The organism is Stenotrophomonas sp., from assembly GCF_050737575.1.
Taxonomy (GTDB): Bacteria; Pseudomonadota; Gammaproteobacteria; order Xanthomonadales; family Xanthomonadaceae; genus Stenotrophomonas.
This window is the reverse complement of record NZ_JBOHXW010000005.1, coordinates 281,288-302,040: the sequence shown is the minus strand read 5'-3', so window position 1 is coordinate 302,040 and position 20,753 is coordinate 281,288. Positions and strand designations below refer to the sequence as shown.

The window sequence follows — 20,753 nt, the reverse complement described above, 5'->3', positions numbered from 1 at the left end:
GACGCATCACCGCCATGCCGAGCGATGCTCCACATAGGCATGGCCGGGAAGGGTAGAGCGCAGCATGGCTGCGCTCTACCGCGGGTTGCATCATGCGCGGGCCGTCACTTGCGCGGATTGAGGGTGATCTCATCCAGCACCCACATCTGCGGGCGCGTATCGCCGCTGAAGGTGATGCACAGGTCGGTCACCTGTTCCGGGCCTGCCCGCAGCGGTGCTTCCAGTTTGATGAAGCCGTCCTTGCCCGGGTTTTCCGGCAGCGGTGCGGTGGCCAGGACACGGCCGTGGCAACCGGCGCGTACCTCGAACTCCCCAAGCTTGGCCACCGGCTTGCGGAAGCCGCGCTTGGCTTCCTCAGGCTTCAGCAGGCCGAAGTTGTAGGGAATGCGACCGGCCCGAACGGTGACCGAGGCGATGTCCTGCAACTGCGCGTTCTGCCACAACCAGCACGGATTGAAGATGGTCACGTCGAACGAATCGCGCGGGCCTTCCAGTGGATTGTCGTCTTCCAACCGCAACTGCAGACGGCCGCCCTCGGGGCAGGTAGCCAGCGTTTTGTCGGTGCGGCTCAGCAGTGATGCAGCATCGAACACCCAGCGGCTGGGCGCATCGGTCAGCGGCGTGCCGTTGAAGAAGGTCTGCGCGGTCAGCGTGGTCGGCACCGGCAAGGTCAGTGTGTCGCCGTAGCTGGCCGATTGCGCGGTGGGCGTGCTGCCATCGGTGGTGTAACGGATGTCGCGGTAGCTCAACGGATTGGACAGTTGCACCGCTACCTTGCCGCCGGCACGGTCGTCCTGACGCGTCATCGCCACCGACAATGCCGTCTGCCCGTAGCCGATACCCAGCGCCTTGTAGCGCTGCAGCTGCGCCGGCAGGCGCGCGAGGAAGTCGTCGTAGCGCTTGCGTTCCAGCGGCGTCCAGGCGATCTCAGCCAGTGCGGCCATGCGCGGAAACACGTTGTGCTGCAGACGCGCGAAGGTGCGGGTGTGCTCGGTCCACATGTTGGCCTGCACGCCGATCACATGTTTGCGTTGGGCTTCGGTCAACTGTGCGGGCACCGGATCGAACGCGTAGATGCGCTGCATCGAGGTGAACTTCGGGCGGCCCGGCGGTTCGTCAGGCAGGTTGGTCTGCAGGAAATCCAGATACAGCGTGTTGCCGGGAGCCATCACCACGTCGTGGCCGTGGGTGGCCGCTTCGATGCCACCTTCGATGCCACGCCAGGACATCACCGTCGCCTGCGGCGGCAGCCCGCCTTCAATGATCTCGTCCCAACCGATCAACTTTCGGTCGTGCTCTTCCAGGTATTTTTCAAGGCGCTTGAGCATGTGCGACTGCAGCGCCTCTTCATCCTTCAAGCCCAGCTCGCGGATGTAGGCCTGCACCTGCGGCGAATCCTGCCACTGGTACTTCACCGCTTCGTCGCCGCCGATATGGATGTACTTGCCGGGGAACATCTGCATGACTTCGGCGAGGATGTTCTCCAGGAACTGCAGCGTTTCCTCGCGCGGATTGAACAGGTACGGATTCACGCCCCAGTTGGCCGATGGTTTGGTCGGGTAATCAACGACGCCGTGCTCCGGATATGCAGCAACGGCCGCCTGTGCATGTCCGGGCACATCGATTTCCGGCACCACGGTGATGTGACGCGCGGCGGCGTAGGCAACCACATCGCGGATCTGATCCTGCGTGTAGAAGCCGCAATACAAATGCGGCGTGCCGTCGGCATTGATGCCTGCTTCACCGGCAGCCGAGCGGCAACTGCCGACTTCGGTCAGCTTCGGGTAGCGCTTGATCTCCATGCGCCAGCCCTGGTCATCGGTGAGATGCCAATGGAAGGTGTTGAGCTTGTGCAGCGCCATGGCATCGAGCAGCAGCTTGATGTCATCGATGCTTTGGAAGTGACGCGCCGAGTCGAGCATGAAACCGCGCCAGGAAAAACGCGGTGCGTCGGTGATGCTGACTGCAGGCACGGCAACGTCGCTGCCGGTGGCCGGGGTGAGCATCTGCAGCAGGGTCATCGCGCCGTGGAACAAGCCGGCGTCGTCGCGTGCACGGATACTGATGCCGTTGGCGGCAACGTCCAACTGATAGCTGCCTTCCGTGGTATTGGCCAGGGCCGGGTCGCGCTGGAAGTGGATGCCGGTGCGCGGTTTCGTGCTGGCGTCGGCCAGCGTCAGCTGCAAGGGTGATGTCTTGCCGAGCAATTGGTTGAATTGTGCAGCGACGGTGCGCGCGGCGTCATCGCTGCCGCTGAGCACCGTGTGATTGTTGACGGTATAGCCCGCGGCGCTGGGCAGCACCTGCTGTGGCGCCGGAATGACCGGCAGGGCGAGCGAGGGCGGCGCCTGTGTGGCAGCCGAAGCGGTGATGCTGGCGCCCAGGATCAAGCAGCTGGCCAGCAGGCTGCGGACGGGATTGCGTGCGTGCAGTCGGGTCATGGTTGCTCCAAGTAAGCGTGCTGTTATCTCAAAAAAAAGCGGGCCTGAAAAACCCAGGCCCGCTGGAGGAGAAAGACAGCGGATGAAACAGTTGGATCGGTGGTGGCTGGCTTAGAAGGCGAAGCGCAGCGAAGCGTTGTAGCGACGGCCGCTCAGGTAAGCGCCGCGCAACAGCTGCTCGGTACCGGAGTAGCTGTGGTACTTCTCATCAAGCAGGTTCATGCCTTCCAGTGCCACGGTCAGGTTGTCGGTGACCTTGTACGACAGCGATGCATCCACCGAGGTGTAGTCCATGGTCCACAGATCGCGACCGCCGCTGACGTTGGTGAAGTACTTGTCGCGCCAGTTGTAGGTCACGCGTGCCGCGAACTTGTCGTTCTCGAAGAACGGGGCGATGTTGAACTGGTTCTTCGAGTTGAACGGCAGCGGACGCCCGTTGGTCGCTTCACCATCGGAGTAGGTGTAGTTGGCGACGATGCCGAAGCCCATGCCGAAGTTCTGCTGCCATGCCAGTGAAACGCCCTTGATCTTGGCATCGCCAGCGTTCTGCGGACGGTCCACCAGGTAGGAGTCTTCACGGCTCTGGTTGATGTTCCAATGCGTCTCCTTACGCGAGGCCATCAGGATGTAGTCGGAAATGTCACGGTAGAAGATCGAGCCGGCGAGGATGGCGTCCTTCGAGAAGTACCACTCGGCCGAGAAATCCAGGTTGGTCGACAGATACGGCTTCAGATCCGGATTGCCGCCGCCGCCGGTCAGCTGCTGGTCGGACAACCACATGTAGCTGGAGAGGTCCGCATAGCTCGGGCGTGCCATGGTCTTGGCGGCAGAGAAACGCAGCACCAGGTCTTCGCTGGCGTCGAAGGCCAGGTTCAAGTTCGGCAGGGCGTTGTTGTACTTGCTCGGCTTGACCTTCCACTCGTACTTGTCTTCCGGGCACGCCGGGACATTGACGGTGCACGCATAGGCGCCGCTGCCGACATCGGTCTGCACATAACGCAGGCCGATGTTGCCGCGCAGACGGTCGAAGCTGAAATCAGCCTGCACATAGGCAGCCTTGATGTCTTCCTCGATGGTCCAGGTGTTGCGGGCGAACTCGCCGTTACCCAGCGTGGTCGGAACCGGCGCGTCCTGCCACGGTGCCAGCCACTTGTTGCTCTTGACGTAGTCGGCCAACGCCCAGCCGTCGATCGTGAAACGGTTGGCCAGATCACCATAGCCACCAAAGCCACTCAGATAGTTGCCCGGCAGCGGACGCGGGTTGAACATGTCCGCCGTGGCATCGCCATAGCCCTGGATCGAAGCCAGCACGACGCCGCGCTGGATCTGCCCGGTTTCATGCGAGCGCTGCTTGTAGCCGGCGCGGATCATGTACACCGGTGAATCCAGCTTCAGGCCGAAATCGACCTGGCCATAGGTTTCCTTGTCCAGCGTCGGCTTCTCAACCAGGTTGCCGCCCCAGCCCGAGGCCCAGTTGCCTTCTGCCGGCGGGTTGGTGTGCCACGGGTTGGCGTAGCCGCCGTCCATCCTGAACTGTTCCGGGTTGGTGAACGGATTGTCGCCGTGGAAGGTCAGGCTGCCCGGATTCTTCGGGCCGCCAGCGATGGACCAGGTGTAGTCCGCGCTGCCCAGGAAACTGCCGTAGACCTGTTCCGGGCCGCCTTCGGCCTTGGTGCGGCCGATATGGGTGGAGAGGAACCAGCGCTCGTCGTTCCACGTTGCCTTGATGTCGTAGGTTTCAGATTCGACCTTGGCGCGACGGTTCTGCAGATCGAACGCCATGCGGCCACCCTTGTTGGTGCCGCTGGTCATCAAGCCGTTTTCGATGGTGACGTCGGTCAAGGTCATCAGGCCGCCATAGGCATTGCCCGGCCAGGCGAACATCGACTGCGCCATGTGATCGAAGTTGGCATCAATCTTCAACGCATTCAGTTCGATATCCAGTTGTTCGACCGGCTTGAACTGAAGCGACGCGGAGAAGGTGTCGCGCTCGCGCTTCTGTTCAAAGAAGTGTGCGCTCATCGAGCCGGGACCCACGGCCTCCGGATTTGCTTTCAGTGCTTCAGCACAGGCGCCCTGGCAGGTGCCCGGCAGGTTCGGCTGGCTGCCGTCCGGGTTGGCCGGGACCGACCAGTCGGTGTTGGTGTTGTTGACCGAACCCCAGGAGCCGTTGCCATTGAGGTAATCCTTGGCCTTTACGGTGCCGTAGGATTCGATGCCGTCACGGCGGATGCTCTCGCGCGCGGACTGCGCCGAAATGATGAAGCCAAAGTTTTCAGCATCGTTCTTCCAGCCGAAAGCGGCCGATGCGCTGGGGTCGGTTTTGTCGACGCGGTCGTTGCGGCTGAAGCTGACGCGGCCGTTGACGCTGATCTTTTCCGGCATGTCCAGCGGCTTGCGCGTGGAGATGTTGACGGTGCCGCCAACCGAGCCTTCATCCAGGCGCGCTTCCGGCGACTTGAACACTTCCACCTTGCCGACCAGTTCCGGTGCCAGCAGCGAGTAGTTGAAGGTACGGGTCGGGAAGTCGGACATGTTCCAGTCGCCCGAGGCGATGGACTGGCCGTTGAGCAGTGTGCGGTTCAGTGCCGGGTCGGTGCCGAGGATGGACACCTTTTCACCCTGGCCGTAGGCACGGTCGATGGTGACACCGGGGATGATGGTCATCGCTTCGGCCACGTTGGTGGCCGGGAACTTGCCCACATCTTCAGCGGTGATCACATCGACAATCGCGTCGGAATTGCGCTTGGTTTCCAGCGACTGCTGAAGGCTGGCGCGGATGCCGGTGACAACAACGCGGTCCAGATCGGTAGCGTCGGGTTGTGCTTCCTGCGCGGTGGCGGAAAAGCTCAAACACGTGACGATTGCGGCGGATAGTACGGACTTGCGGTACCTCATGATGTCTCTCCTCATCATTGATGGAGTCCGGCGTGTTGGCCGGCAGCTGCTGGGTTGGAATCCATGCATGGGCGGGCCGCCGCATGCACCTGCGTTACTGCGGAAGGCGGTGCGCCGGGGTCGGTTTCCCTGCGTCCCAGATACCAACTGGCTGCGCCGATGACGCCCAGTTGCCCGTGCTCTACCAGCTTCACGGGAATGCTTTGCAACGCCTTGGTCATGGGCCCCTTGTTGAGGAAGCGTTCGACGAAGGAGCTGTTCAAAAGGAATTGGCTGATCTTTGGCAGGATGCCGCCGGCCAGATAGATGCCGCCCTGCACGCCGTAGAGCAGGGCCATGTCGCCGATGGTGGAGCCGAGGATTCCGCAGAACAGCTGCAGGGTTTCCACGGCGAGCGGGTCGCTGCCATCACAGGCGGCGGCGCTGACCGCATCGGGCGTTGCATGCGTGGGCGCGGTGCCGCGCACCGCGCACAGTGCGTTGTAAAGGTTGAGCAGGCCGGGGCCTGAAAGTGCCTGTTCGATGGAAACGTGGCTGCGGTCGCGCAACATCTGCTGCAACACGGCCATTTCCAGTTCGGTGGTGGCTGCCAGCGAGGCCTGGCCGGCTTCGGTGGCCAGCACGACGGAGCGGTTGCCGACCGGAATCCACACCGCAGCGCCCAGACCGGTGCCTGGGCCGATCACCAAGGTGGGGCCGCGCGGCGCGTCGGCCGGGCCGGTGAGCTGCAGCACCTGGCTGGCGCTGATGTGTGCGGCAGCATGGGCGACGGCTTCAAAATCGTTGACCAGATGCACGGCCTCAAACCCGAGGTCCTGACGGATGCGGTTGGACGACAGCGGCCAGGGCAGGTTGGCGGTGATCACCGTGCCATCGGGCAACGCATAACCGGCGGTGGCGATGACGCAGGCGGACAGGGTGGAGCGATTGACCGGGAACTCGGCCAGGATCGCGCTGAGGCTGGGGTAATCGGCGCAGCGGTACTGGCGATACGCCAGCATCGACAACGGCGCGTTGTCGTCCTGGCCCTGCTGCAACAGGCCCACGCGCACATGCGTGCCGCCCACGTCGGCCGCCAAAAAGGCGGGCGAGGTGGAAGTGGTCAGCGTGGACATGGTGTTCAACCTGGCAACCACGGACATCCCCTAGGAGTTCGCGCGGCACCTGTGATGGTGGCGCGGTATCGGGAGTGTCATTGCTATGTGACAACGATGTCAAGCTGCTATGCAAAAAATTTTCAAGTTGGCTTTTGGGTGTGGCCGTTGTGTATCTAAATGATTTGTCAGGTAAATTTTATTTCATATGAAATGTAATTGGCGCCAATCGAATGTTTGAGATGATTCCTATTGATCGCGTGAAAATTTTGGCAGGTCAATCGGGGTGAACAGGAGACAAGGCCTGGGCAGCGCCGGACCGCCAGAGGGTCCGGCGAGTCGTATCGCGCCACGTTAGCCAGGACGCTTGCCGGGCACGCCTCCGCGTCGTATGGCTGCGCATCTACAGATGCTGCATGCAGTGCCGAGCCATGCTCGGCAGGGGTACTAACGGGATGGCGTAAACACCGCACGCCACCGCGAATAGTGCAAAACGCGAATCGCACAAAAGCAGAAGGCCACCGCATGCGGTGGCCTTCCTTGCATCCATCACACCGCAGCGATTACTTGCTGGGTTCGAGCTTGATCCAATCCAGCGTCCACATGTTTGGACGCGTGTCGCCGGTGAAGCGCACGCACAGGTCGCCGCGCGTTGCCGGTGCGGTGATCGCGGCTTCCAGCTCCAGGAAACCATCGGCGCCCGGGTTGGCCGGCAGCGGCACCGAGGCCAGCGGCTTGCCTTCGCAGTTGGCCAGGATTTCCAATTCGCCATGCGGGGTGCGTGCCGGTGCGAACTTGCGCGACGGTTCGTCGTGGGCCAGCTGGAAGTTGTAAGGAATGCGACCCGCACGCACCTTCACCTTGCTGATGCCGGCCAGGTTCACGTCCGACCACAACCAACACGGGTTGAAGATGTTGACGTTGAAGATGGCGCGCTCGCCTTCCACCGGACCATCGTCTTCCAGACGCAGCAGCAGCTTGCCGCCGTTCGGGCACAGGCCCAATTGCGTGTCATCACGCGTCAACAGCGATTCGGCAGTGAACGTATATGCACGCGTGGCGGCCAGCGGCTTGCCGTCGAAGAACGCCGCAGCGCGTACTTCGCTGGGAACCTTCAGCTGCAGCGGCTGGCTGTACAGCGGCGCGTTGGCGGTGACATCGCTGCCATCGAGCGTGTAATGCACCGGATAGCCGAGCGGATTGACGAGCGTGACATCAGCGGTGCCGGTGACATGGTCGCCCTTGTCCACCGCGTCCACCTGGAACGGCGTCTGCGCATAGCGGATGCCCATCGCCTGGTAACGCTGCAGCTGGCGCGGCAGGCGCTGCAGGAAGTTGCTGAAACTGCGCTTGTCCTGCGGGCTCCAACCGGTTTCGGCAACCGCTGCCAGACGCGGGAACAGGTTGTGTTCCAGGCGAACCTCATTGCGCGTGTGTTCGTTGAACATGTTGGCCTGCAGGCCAAGGATGTGCGAACGCTTGTCGGCGGCCAGTTCGGCCGGCACCGGCTCGAACTCATACGCCTTCTGCAACGGGATGGTCGTCGGGCGGCCGGGCACTTCGTAGGGCGAATCGGTCTGCAGGTAATCCATGTACATGTGCGTGACCGGCGACATCACCACATCGTGGCCTTCGCTGGCGGCTTTCAGGCCACCTTCGGTGCCGCGCCACGACATCACCGTGGCTTCCGGCGGCAGGCCGCCTTCGAGGATTTCATCCCAGCCGATCAGGCGACGATCGTGTTGCTCCAGGAATTTCTCCAGGCGCTTGATCATGTGGCTCTGCATTTCCATCTCGTCCTTCAGGCCGAGTTGACGCATGTGTTCCTGCACGCGCTTGGATGCAATCCACTGGTCCTTCACCGCTTCATCGCCACCCACATGCACGTACTTGGCCGGGAACATGGCGATCACTTCTTCCAGCACGTTCTCGATGAACTGCAGCGTGCTTTCTTCGGTGTTGAACAGGTTCGGCAGCACGCCCCATTCGCTGGAGGTGATCAGCTGCTTGCCGGTGACGCCCAGTTCCGGATAGGCGGCGATGGCCGCGGTGGCGTGACCGGGGACGTCGATTTCCGGAATCACCTGGATATGCAGCTGCGCGGCATACGCGATGATTTCGCGGATCTGGTCCTGCGTGTAATAGCCGCAGTACGTGCGCGGCTGACCGGTGGCAGCGTCAACGCCGGCATCACCCAGCGGAATGCGGCAGCTGCCCACTTCGGTGAGCTTGGGGTAGCGCTTGATTTCCATGCGCCAGCCCTGGTCGTCGGTCAGGTGCCAATGGAAGGTGTTGAGCTTGTGCTGCGCCATCACATCGAGCAGCTTCTTGATCTCGTCCATGCTCTGGAAGTGGCGCGCCGAGTCGAGCATGAAACCGCGCCACGGAAAGCGCGGTGTGTCCTTGATGGTGGCCGCGGCAGCATGTCCGGCGTTGTCGCCGGTGAGCAGCTGCATGGCGGTCACTGCGCCGTAGAACAGGCCGACATCATCACCGGCGCTGACATCGATGCCGGTGTTGGAGACCTTCAGTTCATAGCCTTCGGCGGTGTTGGTGGCCGACGGATCCAGGCGGAAACGAATCTTCGCCTTGCTGGCGTTGTCGGCCACAGCGAGTGTGGGGCCGCCGTTGCGCGCGAGCATCTGCACGAACTGGCCAGCGGCGCGTTGCCCGGCTTCGTCATTGCTGCCGACAAGGTCCGCCGCCTTCAGTACGAAGTCCTTTCCGGTCGATGCCTGGTAGTTGGCAGGCAGGGGCACCAGTGACGGCGCGGCAGCGGTATCGGCCGCATGCGCCTGCAGGGCGGAAAAGCCGAGCAGCACGCAGCTGCTGAGCCAAGGCGCGCGGCTGCGCGTGAGGGACTTCGTCATGGGCGGAGCTCCTATCTGTGTTTAAGCGGCAACGTGTCGTGCCGCATCGATCTTGTGTCGTGCCGAGCCATGCCCGGCAGCACATGCATTGTTGAACGGAACCAATGCCGAGCATGGCTCGGCACTACAGAAAGTCAAAAAAAAGCCGGGCCCGGAATGATCCAGGCCCGGCGGGTCACACTAACCGGCGATGCTGCGTGCCGGGGTGGCTCAGTACTTGAAGCGGAAGTTCAAATAGTACTGGCGACCGTTCTCGTAGAACGCGCTCGGAATAGCCGTGCTCTGGTAGTACTTCAGGGTCGGGTTGTTGAGGTTCAGCGCATCGAAGCTGACGCTCAGCCAATCGGTTGCCTTGTAGCTCAGCGACAGCGCCAGGGTGCCGAAATCATCCTGGTAGTACGGGCTTGCACCCTTCAGACCGATCAGGAACGAGGAACGGTAGGTGTAGCTGACGCGTGCGCCGAAGGTGTCGTTCTCGAAGTAGCCGCCCACGTTGTAGGTGTTCTTCGAGGTGCCCAGCAGGTTGTTGCTGCCATCCTCCCAGGTGTGTGAGGTGCTGCCGTCGGCGTAGGTGTAGTTGGCATTGACGCCGAAGTTGTCGCCAATCGGCTGCTCATAGGCCACTTCCAGGCCGGTGACCTTGCCGTTGGAATTGACCGGCACGGCGACCTCATAGGCCTCCAGCTGGTTGGTCAATTCGCTGAACAGCATCTGCGTTTCGGTGCCGAAGGCCACATAGTCCTTCAGGTTCATCGAGTACGCACCGACCGACAACAGGCCGCGCGGCATGAAGTACCACTCGATGTTGGCATCGAAGTTGGTCGACAGCACCGGATCCAACTTCGGATTACCACCACCACCGGTACGGCTCAGGTCCGAACCCCACGAGGATGCGCCCAGTGCCGAGAAGTCCGGCAGGGTCTGGGTCTGCGACGCGGCGAAGCGGAACACCAGGTTGTCGCTCATGTCGAACTTGATGTTCGCGCTCGGCAGGATGCGGTCGTGCTTGTTGTTGAACGACAGCGCCTTCCACATGCCGAACAGGCTGCTCACGTCAGCATTGGCAGCATCGGAAACGGCTTGGTAGGTGTTGATGTCCTGGTCGATGTTGACGTAACGCAGGCCGACGTTGCCGCTCCAGCGGTCGCCGGCGAAGTTTGCCTGCACATAGCCGGCAAAGTTCTTCTCGGCCACCTTCCACTCACCACCGTAGTTGTGGCGACCGGTCGGGCCATCGTTGTTGGCCAGCCATTCGGAGTTGTTGAGGATGGCGTCCTTCAGTGCACCTGGGGTGAAGTACCACAGGTTGCGCGGGAACTTGCCGCCAATGCCGCCGGCAAAGCCGCCCGGGAAGTTGGCGGTGGCACCGTTCTGCAGCGACGACCAGATATCGCCCGGGCTTGCGCCTTCCGGCGACAGCGCCTCGCGCTTGTGGTCGGCATAACGCAGGCCGAAGTCGATCGAGCTCAGGGTGCCGGTGTCGAAGTACTGGTTGAAGTCGGCGGTGAACCACTTCTCCTTGTCTTCGGCGGTGACTTCCTGGTTGCCCCAGGTGCCGAAGCTGGTAACACCGGCCGGGCTGATATCGCCGCCCACGTTCCAGTCGATCGGCGCGCTGTTGCCGTGCGTGGTCCAGCTGGCGCCGCCGCCATTGGCGACGGTGACTTCTGCAATGAACTGGCGCGGCGTCGAGCCGGTGCCCTTGGTGTTACCGGCCTGGAACTTGGCGTTCAGGCTGTCGTTGATCTGCCAGTCGGCATCGAGCGTGACGTAGCTGCTCTTGGCGGTGGCTTCGCGGTAGATCATGTCGTACACCGCGTAATCGCGGCCGGCTTGACCTGCGAAGTTGGCGTTGGTCAGTACGCCATCCTTGACCACGTAACCGGCGTCCGGCACCTGGCCCGGACGCGTGACGTTTCCGTCCTTATCCTTGACGTCGTTCAGGATGCTGCCGCCCCACAACATGAAGTTGCGGTTGTAGTTGTTGGCATCCATCTTCGAGCTGAAGCCTTCCAGGCCCAGCGTCAGGTTGTCCATCGGCTTGAACTGCAGGCCGATCAGGCCGCCCTTGCGCTCGCGGGTCTGCTCGAACAGGGTCGAGCCCAGCAGGCTGGGGGCATACACGCCGGCCAGATCCGGGTTGCTCTGGGCAACGGTGCCTTCCGGGTCGATCTGGAGGAAGCCGGCCGGGATTTCCTGCGCTTCGCGGCGCAGCTCACGCTTCTGGCTGAATGCCTGCACCATCACGCCGAAGGTGCCTTCGTCGTTCTTGTAGTTGAACAGGCCCGACAGTTGCGGATCGTTGGACTTGGCCTGATCCGAACGCACTGCGCCGATCGAGGCTTCAGCGGTGATCTGGTTGGCGAACTCCAGCGGCTTGCGGGTGACGATGTTGACGGTGCCGGTGGTGCCGCCGTCCTGCAGCTTGGCCTGCGAGGACTTGTGCACTTCCACCGAGCTGACCAGCTCGGACGGCAGCAGGGTGTAGCTGACGCTACGGCCCACGTTGCTGCCCTGGCTCAGCACGAACCAATCGGCCGAGCCGACGCTGTGGCCGTTGATCAGGGTCTGGGTGAGGCTGGGGCTGGTGCCGCGCAGGCTGACGCGGTCGGCTTCGTCGAAGCCGCCTTCGTCGGCCGAGGACGAGCTGATGTTCACGCCCGGCAGGCGCTGCAGGGTGTCGGCCACGTTGTGCGCAGGCAGCTTGCCCACGTCTTCAGCGGTAACCACTTCCACGCGGGAATTGGCTTCGCGCTTGGTGTCCAGCGACTTTTCCATCGAGCCACGGATACCGGTGACGGTAACGGTGTCCAGATCGGTCGCACTGGCGGCGGGGGCGGCTTCCTGCGCGTGTGCACTGAAAGCAAGGCAGCTGATGATCGCTGCAGAAAGCAGGGTCTTGCGATGCATGTTGTCTCTCCTCAACATCGGATTGAATGGCACGGACGTGCCGCGTTACTGCAGGTCTTGCTGGTGGATCTGTTGCTTATGCTGCGAGGGCTTCGGTTGCCGTCTTTTCCAGATACCAACTGGCTGCGCCGATGACGCCCAGTTGCCCGTGCTCTACCAGCTTCACGGGAATGCTTTGCAACGCCTTGGTCATGGGCCCCTTGTTGAGGAAGCGTTCGACGAAGGAGCTGTTCAAAAGGAATTGGCTGATCTTTGGCAGGATGCCGCCGGCCAGATAGATGCCGCCCTGCACGCCGTAGAGCAGGGCCATGTCGCCGATGGTGGAGCCGAGGATTCCGCAGAACAGCTGCAGGGTTTCCACGGCGAGCGGGTCGCTGCCATCACAGGCGGCGGCGCTGACCGCATCGGGCGTTGCATGCGTGGGCGCGGTGCCGCGCACCGCGCACAGTGCGTTGTAAAGGTTGAGCAGGCCGGGGCCTGAAAGTGCCTGTTCGATGGAAACGTGGCTGCGGTCGCGCAACATCTGCTGCAACACGGCCATTTCCAGTTCGGTGGTGGCTGCCAGCGAGGCCTGACCGGCTTCGGTGGCCAGCACGACCGAACGATTGCCGACCGGAATCCACACCGCAGCGCCCAGGCCGGTGCCCGGGCCGATGACGAGGGTGGGGCCGCGCGGCGCGTCGGCCGGGCCAGTGAGCTGCAGCACCTGGCTGGCGCTGATGTGCGCGGCAGCATGGGCGACGGCTTCAAAATCGTTGACCAGATGCACCGCCTCAAACCCGAGGTCCTGGCGGATGCGGTTGGACGACAGCGGCCAGGGCAGGTTGGCGGTGATCACCGTGCCATCGGGCAACGCATAACCGGCGGTGGCGATGACGCAATCGGCCACGGCGCTGGTATGGCTGGCGAAGTCGGCCAGGATCGCGCTGAGGCTGGGGTAATCGGCGCAGCGGTATTTGCGGTAGGACAGCACGTCGATGGCGTGTGCTTCACCCATGCCCGGCTGGATCAAGCCGACGCGGACGTGGGTGCCGCCAACATCAGCGGCGAAGAAAGGCCGGGTGGCGCAGTCGTAACGGGTGGTCTGCAGTGGGGGGACGACAGCGGTCACTCGAGTTCCCTATGGCGGTGGCCAGCGCCCAGACAGGGCACCATTCGGGGGCCGAGTCTGTAATCGTTCTGACAACGATGTCAACGAATAATTACAAGTTTCGATGCTGCACTGCAGCGCTTCCGCGCAAACGCTGCAGCCACTGTATTTGTTGCATTCGGTAACGTCCTTAACGTGGCGTCAGGGGTTTTCGGGGCAAAACCCTGAGCCGCCCGGCCTTGCGCCGGTTTACGGGTGCGGTGCTGCGTTCTGCTGGCTGACACGCGTTGTTGACAAACCCGGCGGCGCCAAACCATAAATGTGACAACGTTGTTCCCACACGATCACTCAACGGCCTGATCCGTTTCCCGCATTTGCAGGAGCCTTGCCCATGTCTGCTGTTCCCGCCACATCGCCGCGCACCAGCATGGCCTCGTCCATCGCCATCGTCGGCGTGCTGTTTTTCATCATCGGTTTCTGTACCTGGATCAATGGCCCGCTGATCACATTCGTGCGGCTGGCCTTCGACGTGAACGAGGTGTCCGCGTTCCTGGTGCTGATGGTTTTCTATCTGTCGTACTTCTTCCTGGCGCTGCCGGCGTCGTGGATTCTCAGCCGCACCGGCATGAAGAAGGGCCTGGCATTGAGCCTGGCGGTGATGGCGGTGGGCGCGATGGCCTTCGGTGAATTCGCCACCCGTCGCTGGTTTGGCGGCGCATTGGGCGGCCTGTTTGTCATCGGCGGCGGCATGGCGCTGCTGCAGACGGCGGTCAATCCCTACATCAGCATCCTTGGCCCGATCGAAGGCGCCGCACAGCGCATCGCGCTGATGGGCATCTGCAACAAGATCGCCGGCATCCTTGCGCCGGTGGTGATCGGCTCGCTGGTGCTGCATGGCATTGGTGACCTGGAAGCCCAGGTGCAGGCGGCCGACGCGGCCACCAAGCTTGAACTGCTCAATACCTTCGCCGCCAAGATCCACACGCCATACATGGTCATTGCCGGCGTCCTGCTGCTGGTTGCGGTGGGCGTGCTGTTCTCGCCGCTGCCGGAAGTGCAGGCCGACCAGGCCAACGCGGTGGCCAACGATGGCAAGGCTGAAAAGCAGAGCATCTTCCAGTTCCCGCACCTGTGGCTGGGCGTGTTCTGCCTGTTCGTCTACGTGGGCGTGGAAGTGATGGCCGGTGACGCCATCGGTACCTACGGCAACGCCTTCGGCCTGCCGCTGGATCAGACCAAACTGTTCACCTCCTACACGCTGTTCGCGATGCTCATCGGCTATGTGGCCGGCCTGTTGCTGATCCCGCGCTACATCTCGCAGGAAAAGTATCTGGCGGTGTCGGCGGTACTGGGCGTGGTATTCACGCTGGGCGCCTTCTTTACCCACGGCTATGTGTCGGTTGGCTTTGTGGCCGCGCTGGGCTTTGCCAACGCCATGATGTGGCCGGCGATTTTCCCGCTGGCGATCCGTGGCCTGGGCCGCTTCACCCAGACCGGTTCGGCCCTGCTGGTGATGGGTATTGCCGGCGGCGCGATCATTCCGCAGGCCTTTGCCCTGCTCAAGCATGCGTACCCGGAACACTTCCAGCTGGTGTTCGCTGCACTGATGATCCCGTGCTACCTGTACATCCTGTATTTCGGCACGGTCGGACATAGCGCGGGCAAGGCACGTGGCGCCTGAATCGAGCATCATGGCGGCCATCAAGCCAACGCAGGAACCGGTTATGCGTAGACCCACCATCAAGGATGTTGCCGAGCGCGCCAAGGTATCGCTGAAGACCGTCTCGCGGGTCATCAACAACGAACCTTCGGTGATGCAGGCCACCCGCGCACGTGTGCTGCGCGCCGTGGCCGAGCTGGATTACGAGCCGGATCCGTCGGCTCGAAACCTGCGCAGCAACACCACCTTCGTGATCGGGCTGGTGTACGACAACCCCAACCCGTACCACATCATCGGTGTGCAGAACGGCGTGCTCTCGGCCTGTCGCGAAACTGGCTTCGGCCTGCAGATTCACCCGTGCGATTCCACCTCGCCGATGCTGGCCGAGGAACTGGCCGATTGGGTGCAGCGTTCGCGCCTGGCTGGACTGGTGCTGACCGCGCCGATGTCCGAGCGCCCGGAACTGGTGGCCGCGCTCAATGCGCGTGGCATCAAAACCGTGCGCATCATCGCCGCCACCGAAGACCCGGGCGATGGCCCGTGCGTGTTCGTCGATGACCGCGATGCCGCTTATGAAATCACCGAGCACCTGATCCAACTGGGCCATCAGCGCATCGGCTTCCTGTGGGGCGGCACCTCGCACCATTCCAGCGGCGAGCGTTATGCCGGCTACGAAGCGGCGCTGAAGGATTACGGCATTTCGCTGGACAAGCATCTGGTGATTCCGGGTGACTACACCTTTGACGATGGCTTCCGTGGTGCACGTCGCCTGCTGGCCCTGCGCGAACCGCCCACCGCCATCTTTGGTTCCAACGACGAAATCGCGGCCGGTGTGCTGGCAGCGGCCAACTCGGCCGGCTTGAACGTGCCGTATGACTTGTCCATTGCCGGTTTCGAGGACAGCCCATTCTCGCGCCAGTCGTGGCCGGCGCTGACCACCGCCAAGCAGGCGACCGGCGACATCGCCCGGCACGCCGCGCGCTTGCTGATCAGCCAGCTGCGCAGCGACGCCTACGACGACACTCCGCTGCAACTGCAGAACCAAGGCTTCGTGCCGCAGTTGGTGGTGCGTGGCTCCACCGCGCCGCTGCGTCAGCAGCCTTCGCGTCCTCCTTCTTCTCCCCCCGACCTTACCGAGTAACGATCCATGGCACTGCCAAGTGAGACCGAAACCCTGATGTTCCGCGAGGCCGCCGAAAGCGCCTCCGTCATCGCCGCCCAGTTCGTCCGCAATCGCGAGGTGGTGCAGGCGCTGGCCGCCGATCTGCGACAGAACCCACCACCGTTCGTGGTGACCTGCGCACGCGGCAGTTCCGATCATGCGGCAACCTATGGCAAGTACCTGTTCGAGACGCAGCTGGGGCTGGTGACCGCCTCGGCATCGCCGTCGGTGGGGTCGGTTTACGAAGCACCGCTGCAGGTGCGCGGCGCGCTGTATATCGTGATTTCGCAGTCGGGCAAGAGTCCCGACCTGCTGCGCAACGCCGAAGCCGCCAAGGCCGGCGGCGCGCGCGTGGTGGCGCTGGTCAATGTTGAAGACTCGCCGCTGGCGCAGCTGGCCGACACCGTGATTCCGCTGGGTGCAGGCGTTGAGCGCAGCGTCGCAGCGACCAAGAGCTATCTCGCTTCGCTGGCGGCGCTGCTGCAGCTGGGTGCGTATTGGAAGAACGAGCCGCAGCTGATCGCCGCACTCGATGCGCTGCCGGCTGCGATGTCCAAGGCATGGGAAAGCGACTGGACCGCATTGACCGATGGACTGGTCGATGCGCACAACCTGTTCGTGCTGGGCCGTGGCCCGGGCCTGGCTGCCGCACAGGAAGCCGCGCTCAAGTTCAAGGAAACCTGTGGTCTGCACGCCGAAGGCTATAGCTCGGCCGAAGTGAAGCACGGCCCGATGGCGCTGGTCGGCAAGGATTTCCCGGTGCTGGCATTCGCCCAGCCCGATGAAACCGGCGCCGGCACCCGCGCCGTGGCCGAAGAGTTCGCCGCACGTGGCGCGCAGGTGTGGCTGGTGGGCGAGGGCGGCAGCTTGCCGACCGTGGCTGCACCGCACGCACTGTGTGCTCCGCTGCTGACCATCCAGAGCTATTACCGCGCGATCAATGCGCTGGCGCTGCGCCGTGGTTACAACCCGGATCTGCCGCCGCATCTGAACAAGGTCACGGAAACCGTCTGATGAAAACGGTATTGCGCAACGGCCGCATTCTTGCCGGCGATGATTTCCGTGACGATGTTGCGGTGCTGATCGAAGACGGTCGCGTGCTTGCGGTCGTTGCAGCCGACGATGCGGCGGTTGCCAATGCCGACACGCAGGTGGACCTGGGCGGCGGCTGGCTGCTGCCGGGTTTCATCGACGCCCAGGTCAACGGCGGTGGCGGTGCGTTGTTCAACAACCAGACCGACGTGGACGCGCTGCGCACCATGATGGCCGGCCATCGCCGCTTCGGCACCACCGGCATGTTGCCGACGCTGATCAGCGACGATGCCGAGGTGATGGCGCGTGCGGTGCAGGCCACGCGTGAAGCCATCGCGGCCGAGGTGCCGGGCGTGCTCGGCATCCATCTGGAAGGCCCGTACATCGCGCCGGCGCGCAAGGGCACGCACGATGCCGGCAAGTTCCGCGTGCCCGATGCCGACGAAGTGCGCATGGCCACCGCGCTCGACAACGGCGTCACTCTGATCACGCTTGCACCGGAGCGTGTGCCGGTGGAAACCATCGCGCAGATGGTCGCCAACGGTGCCATCGTCGCGGCCGGTCACACGGCAGGTACTTACGACGAAATTCGTGCTGGGTTGAATGCCGGTGTCACCGGTTTCACCCATTTGTACAACGCGATGTCGCCGCTGCAGGGGCGTGATCCCGGCGCCGTCGGTGCGGCGTTGGAAGATCCCAACAACTGGTGCGGCGTCATCGTTGATGGCGTGCATGTGCATCCGGCCAGCCTGCGTGTGGCGCTGGCGGCCAAGCCGCGCGGCAAGGTGTTCCTGGTCACTGATGCGATGCCGATGGTCGGTTCCGACAATCCCGCGTTCGAGCTGTATGGCGAAGTGATCACGGCAGTCGATGGCGTTGTCCGCAACGCCGCCGGTTCGCTGGCCGGCTCGGCACTGGACATGGCCACGGCTGTGCGTAACACCGTCAATCTGTTGGGCCTGCCGTTGGCCGAAGCCTCGCGCATGGCCTCGACCTATCCGGCGCAGTTCCTGCGGCTGGAAGACCGTTACGGGCATATCGCTCCGGGTTATCAGGCCGATTTTGTACTGCTCGATCAGAACCTGCAGGTGCAGGCCACCTGGATTGCCGGCGAGCGCGACTGAGCGTCCTACGCATGAACAAGCCTGTCCGTTTTGCTTCGGTCGATGCCCTGCGTGGCATCACCGTCGCGGCGATGCTGCTGGTCAACAACCCCGGCAGCTGGAGCCACGTCTACGCGCCGTTGCTGCATTCGGAATGGCACGGCTGCACGCCGACGGACCTGGTGTTTCCGTTTTTTCTGGTGATCGTCGGCGTGTCCATTGCGCTGGGCGTGGTGCCGCGCGTGGAGCAGGGCGGTGATCGCGGCGCATTGACCCGCACCGTCGTGACGCGCGCGCTGCGTATTCTCGGATTGGGCTTGTTGCTGCATTTTCTGGCGTGGTGGTGGTTGGACTTGGCGCATTACCGGCCGTGGGGCGTGCTGCAGCGTATCGGCCTCTGTTTTGCGGTCGTCGGTGTGATCGCCATCTGGTTGCGCTCGCGTTGGCAATGGGTGTGCGCGCTGCTGTTGTTGGGAGGCTACGCCGCATTGCTGGCAGCAGGTGGCAGCGTGGCGCAATGGATCAACTTGCCCAGTCGTGTGGACACGGCGCTGTTCGGCGCGTTGCTGTACCAACACGACGCGGCCACCGGGTTGGGCCATGATCCTGAAGGCTTGGTATCCACGCTGGGTGCACTGGCTTCCACGATGATCGGGCTGCATGCCGGTGCCTTGCTGCGCAGCGGACGCAGTTCCCGTTTGTTGTTGGACGCGGCCGTGTTGCTGGTGCTCGGTGCGTTGTGGTCGCACTGGCTGCCGTTCAACAAAAATCTATGGACGCCGTCTTACGTGCTGTGGACCGCGGGTTTGGCATTCGCCGCACTGTGGCTTGCGCACACGTTGATTGATCGCCGCCAATGGCCCGCGTTGGGCCGACGCTTTGGCGTCAATGCCATCACGGCCTACGCCGGTTCGTCGGCGATGGTGCTGGCGATGATGGCCACCGGCAGCTGGGGCTGGCTGTACACGAACGTGTTCGACCGGCTGTTCACGCCGCTGGCCGGCGCGCAGTTCGCCTCGCTGGCGATGGCGCTGAGCTTCGTCGCGCTGTGGTGGCTGCCGATGGCCTGGATGGACCGGCGCAGGATCTACCTGAAGATCTAGCACCCAGGTTGTGGAGCGGAGCCATGCTCCGCTGGGGCTTTCCCGGTGATGCCCCTGCCGAGCGTGGCTCGGCACTACATGGGATTGTTCCTGGTCAACGTGCCGCTCTGATCGCAGCAATCCGCGCCTTCTTCAATGCTTCACCGATGGCTGGGCCTTTGAGGCCGTCGGTGCTGATGTCGCGCGCGTTGATTGCCAGCGCGGCGGCGTGCAGGCGTTGCAGGGTGGCGCGCTGCGGGTAGTCGCTGTCCTCGAAGCCGAGGCGGCCGCGTTTGTCGCATTCGCAGACCAACGCCATTTGTGCGATGCGTTCCGGGCGGCGGAAGCCGTCGCAGTGTTGGATCAGTTCCAGAACAGTTGCGTCGCGGAGTTCATCGATGCGATGCACATTGAGATGTTCGCGGCATACCGCTTCGGCCAGCTGGCGGTGATCGAGTGGCACCTTCAGCCGCTCGCATAGCTTGGCCAGCGGCTTGAGCCCGCGTTGCTCGTGCATGATGTGGCGCGGCAGTTCATCGACTGGCGTCAGCGCCTTGCCCAGGTCGTGGGTGAGTGCGGCAAAGCCAATCAGGTCGTTACCCGGTGCGAGTTCCGCGGCCATGTCGCTGACCATTTCCTGATGCACGCCGGTGTCCACTTCCGGGTGGAACTCAGCGCGCTGCGGCACGCCGTACAGCGCATCCACTTCCGGCAGGATCGCTTTCAGTGCGTCGGTGTCGTGCAGGCAACGGAGGAACGCCGAGGGCTTGGGCAGTGTCAGCGCACGGCGCAGCTCCTGCCAGATGCGCTCAGGCACCAGCGCATCCAACTCACCGCTGGCGGCGATCTCCCGCATCAGCGCGGCGGTTTCCGGCGCCAGGGTGAAACCCAGCGGCGCAAAGCGTGCCATGAAGCGTGCCGCACGCAACACCCGCAACGGGTCTTCAATGAAGGCCGGGCCGACGTGGCGCAGCACGCGCTGTTCGATGTCGCGCACGCCGCCCCACGGATCAACCAACTCGCCGGTGGCTTCGTCGCGGGCGATGGCGTTGATGGTGAAATCGCGGCGCTGCAGGTCTTCTTCCAGCGACACTGACGGATCGGCATCGACCACAAAACCGCGATAGCCGCGGCCGGATTTGCGCTCGGTGCGGGCCAGCGCGTATTCCTCGCCGCTGTCCGGATGCAGGAACACGGGAAAGTCCTTGCCCACGGCCTTGAAGCCGAGCGTTTCCATTTCTGCTTGCGTGGCGCCCACCACCACCCAATCGCGGTCGCCGGGCTGCTGGCCGAGCAACGCATCGCGAACGGCGCCGCCTACGAGATAGATTTTCATGCGCGCATTAAAGCAGGAGTGGGTGGAAATGGTGTGCCGAGCCATGCTCGGCAGGCGCGTGTTGGCAAAGTCCCG

General features: G+C 63.2%; 12 protein-coding genes. 5 read left to right on the top strand and 7 right to left on the bottom strand.

Annotation, left to right across the window (positions count from 1 at the left end; all coding sequences use genetic code 11):
- Window positions 1-104: 104 nt before the first annotated feature.
- The 6 genes from ACREP4_RS11890 to glk all read right to left on the bottom strand — a co-directional run bounded on the left by ACREP4_RS11890 (window position 105) and on the right by glk (window position 13,324).
- Window positions 105-2,441, bottom strand: coding sequence for a beta-N-acetylhexosaminidase (locus tag ACREP4_RS11890; RefSeq protein ID WP_431596390.1), 2,337 nt, complete (start codon window positions 2,439-2,441; stop codon window positions 105-107).
- A 111-nt stretch (window positions 2,442-2,552) separates the two neighbouring features.
- Entirely contained in the window at window positions 2,553-5,294 is a 2,742-nt protein-coding gene (locus ACREP4_RS11885; RefSeq protein WP_431596389.1) for a TonB-dependent receptor, read from the bottom strand.
- A gap of 59 nt (window positions 5,295-5,353) precedes the next feature.
- On the bottom strand, window positions 5,354-6,454 hold the full coding sequence (locus ACREP4_RS11880; RefSeq protein WP_431596388.1) for a glucokinase family protein: 1,101 nt from the start codon (window positions 6,452-6,454) through the stop codon (window positions 5,354-5,356).
- A 542-nt stretch (window positions 6,455-6,996) separates the two neighbouring features.
- Window positions 6,997-9,303 (bottom strand): beta-N-acetylhexosaminidase, encoded by a 2,307-nt coding sequence (locus tag ACREP4_RS11875; protein ID WP_431596387.1) that lies wholly within the window; start codon window positions 9,301-9,303, stop codon window positions 6,997-6,999.
- Between the two features lie 210 nt (window positions 9,304-9,513).
- Window positions 9,514-12,213 carry a TonB-dependent receptor gene (locus ACREP4_RS11870; RefSeq protein WP_431596386.1) on the bottom strand — a complete coding sequence of 900 codons (2,700 nt, stop codon included), beginning with the start codon at window positions 12,211-12,213 and terminating at the stop codon, window positions 9,514-9,516.
- Window positions 12,214-12,289: 76 nt separating this feature from the next.
- Window positions 12,290-13,324, bottom strand: a complete 1,035-nt coding sequence (gene glk, locus ACREP4_RS11865) for a glucokinase (protein ID WP_431596385.1) — start codon at window positions 13,322-13,324, stop codon at window positions 12,290-12,292.
- Between the two features lie 370 nt (window positions 13,325-13,694).
- Here glk and ACREP4_RS11860 point away from each other — a divergent pair, with 370 nt between their 5' ends.
- From ACREP4_RS11860 to ACREP4_RS11840, 5 genes are read left to right on the top strand one after another with little or no spacing between them, the layout of a single operon-like run.
- Window positions 13,695-14,984 carry a sugar MFS transporter gene (locus ACREP4_RS11860; RefSeq protein ID WP_431596384.1) on the top strand — a complete coding sequence of 430 codons (1,290 nt, stop codon included), beginning with the start codon at window positions 13,695-13,697 and terminating at the stop codon, window positions 14,982-14,984.
- 43 nt (window positions 14,985-15,027) lie between these two features.
- Window positions 15,028-16,104 (top strand): LacI family DNA-binding transcriptional regulator, encoded by a 1,077-nt coding sequence (locus ACREP4_RS11855; RefSeq protein WP_431596383.1) that lies wholly within the window; start codon window positions 15,028-15,030, stop codon window positions 16,102-16,104.
- A gap of 6 nt (window positions 16,105-16,110) precedes the next feature.
- Complete coding sequence (locus ACREP4_RS11850) at window positions 16,111-17,139, top strand: SIS domain-containing protein (protein ID WP_431596382.1); 1,029 nt, start codon at window positions 16,111-16,113, stop codon at window positions 17,137-17,139.
- Complete coding sequence (gene nagA / locus ACREP4_RS11845; protein ID WP_431596381.1) at window positions 17,139-18,281, top strand: N-acetylglucosamine-6-phosphate deacetylase; 1,143 nt, start codon at window positions 17,139-17,141, stop codon at window positions 18,279-18,281. The genes ACREP4_RS11850 and nagA overlap by 1 nt, the downstream gene beginning before the upstream one ends.
- 11 nt (window positions 18,282-18,292) lie before the next feature.
- Window positions 18,293-19,363, top strand: a complete 1,071-nt coding sequence (locus ACREP4_RS11840; RefSeq protein WP_431596380.1) for an acyltransferase family protein — start codon at window positions 18,293-18,295, stop codon at window positions 19,361-19,363.
- A 94-nt stretch (window positions 19,364-19,457) separates the two neighbouring features.
- Here the strand turns inward: ACREP4_RS11840 and ACREP4_RS11835 are convergent, their stop codons facing one another.
- Window positions 19,458-20,678 carry a multifunctional CCA addition/repair protein gene (locus ACREP4_RS11835; protein ID WP_431596379.1) on the bottom strand — a complete coding sequence of 407 codons (1,221 nt, stop codon included), beginning with the start codon at window positions 20,676-20,678 and terminating at the stop codon, window positions 19,458-19,460.
- Window positions 20,679-20,753: the final 75 nt, after the last annotated feature.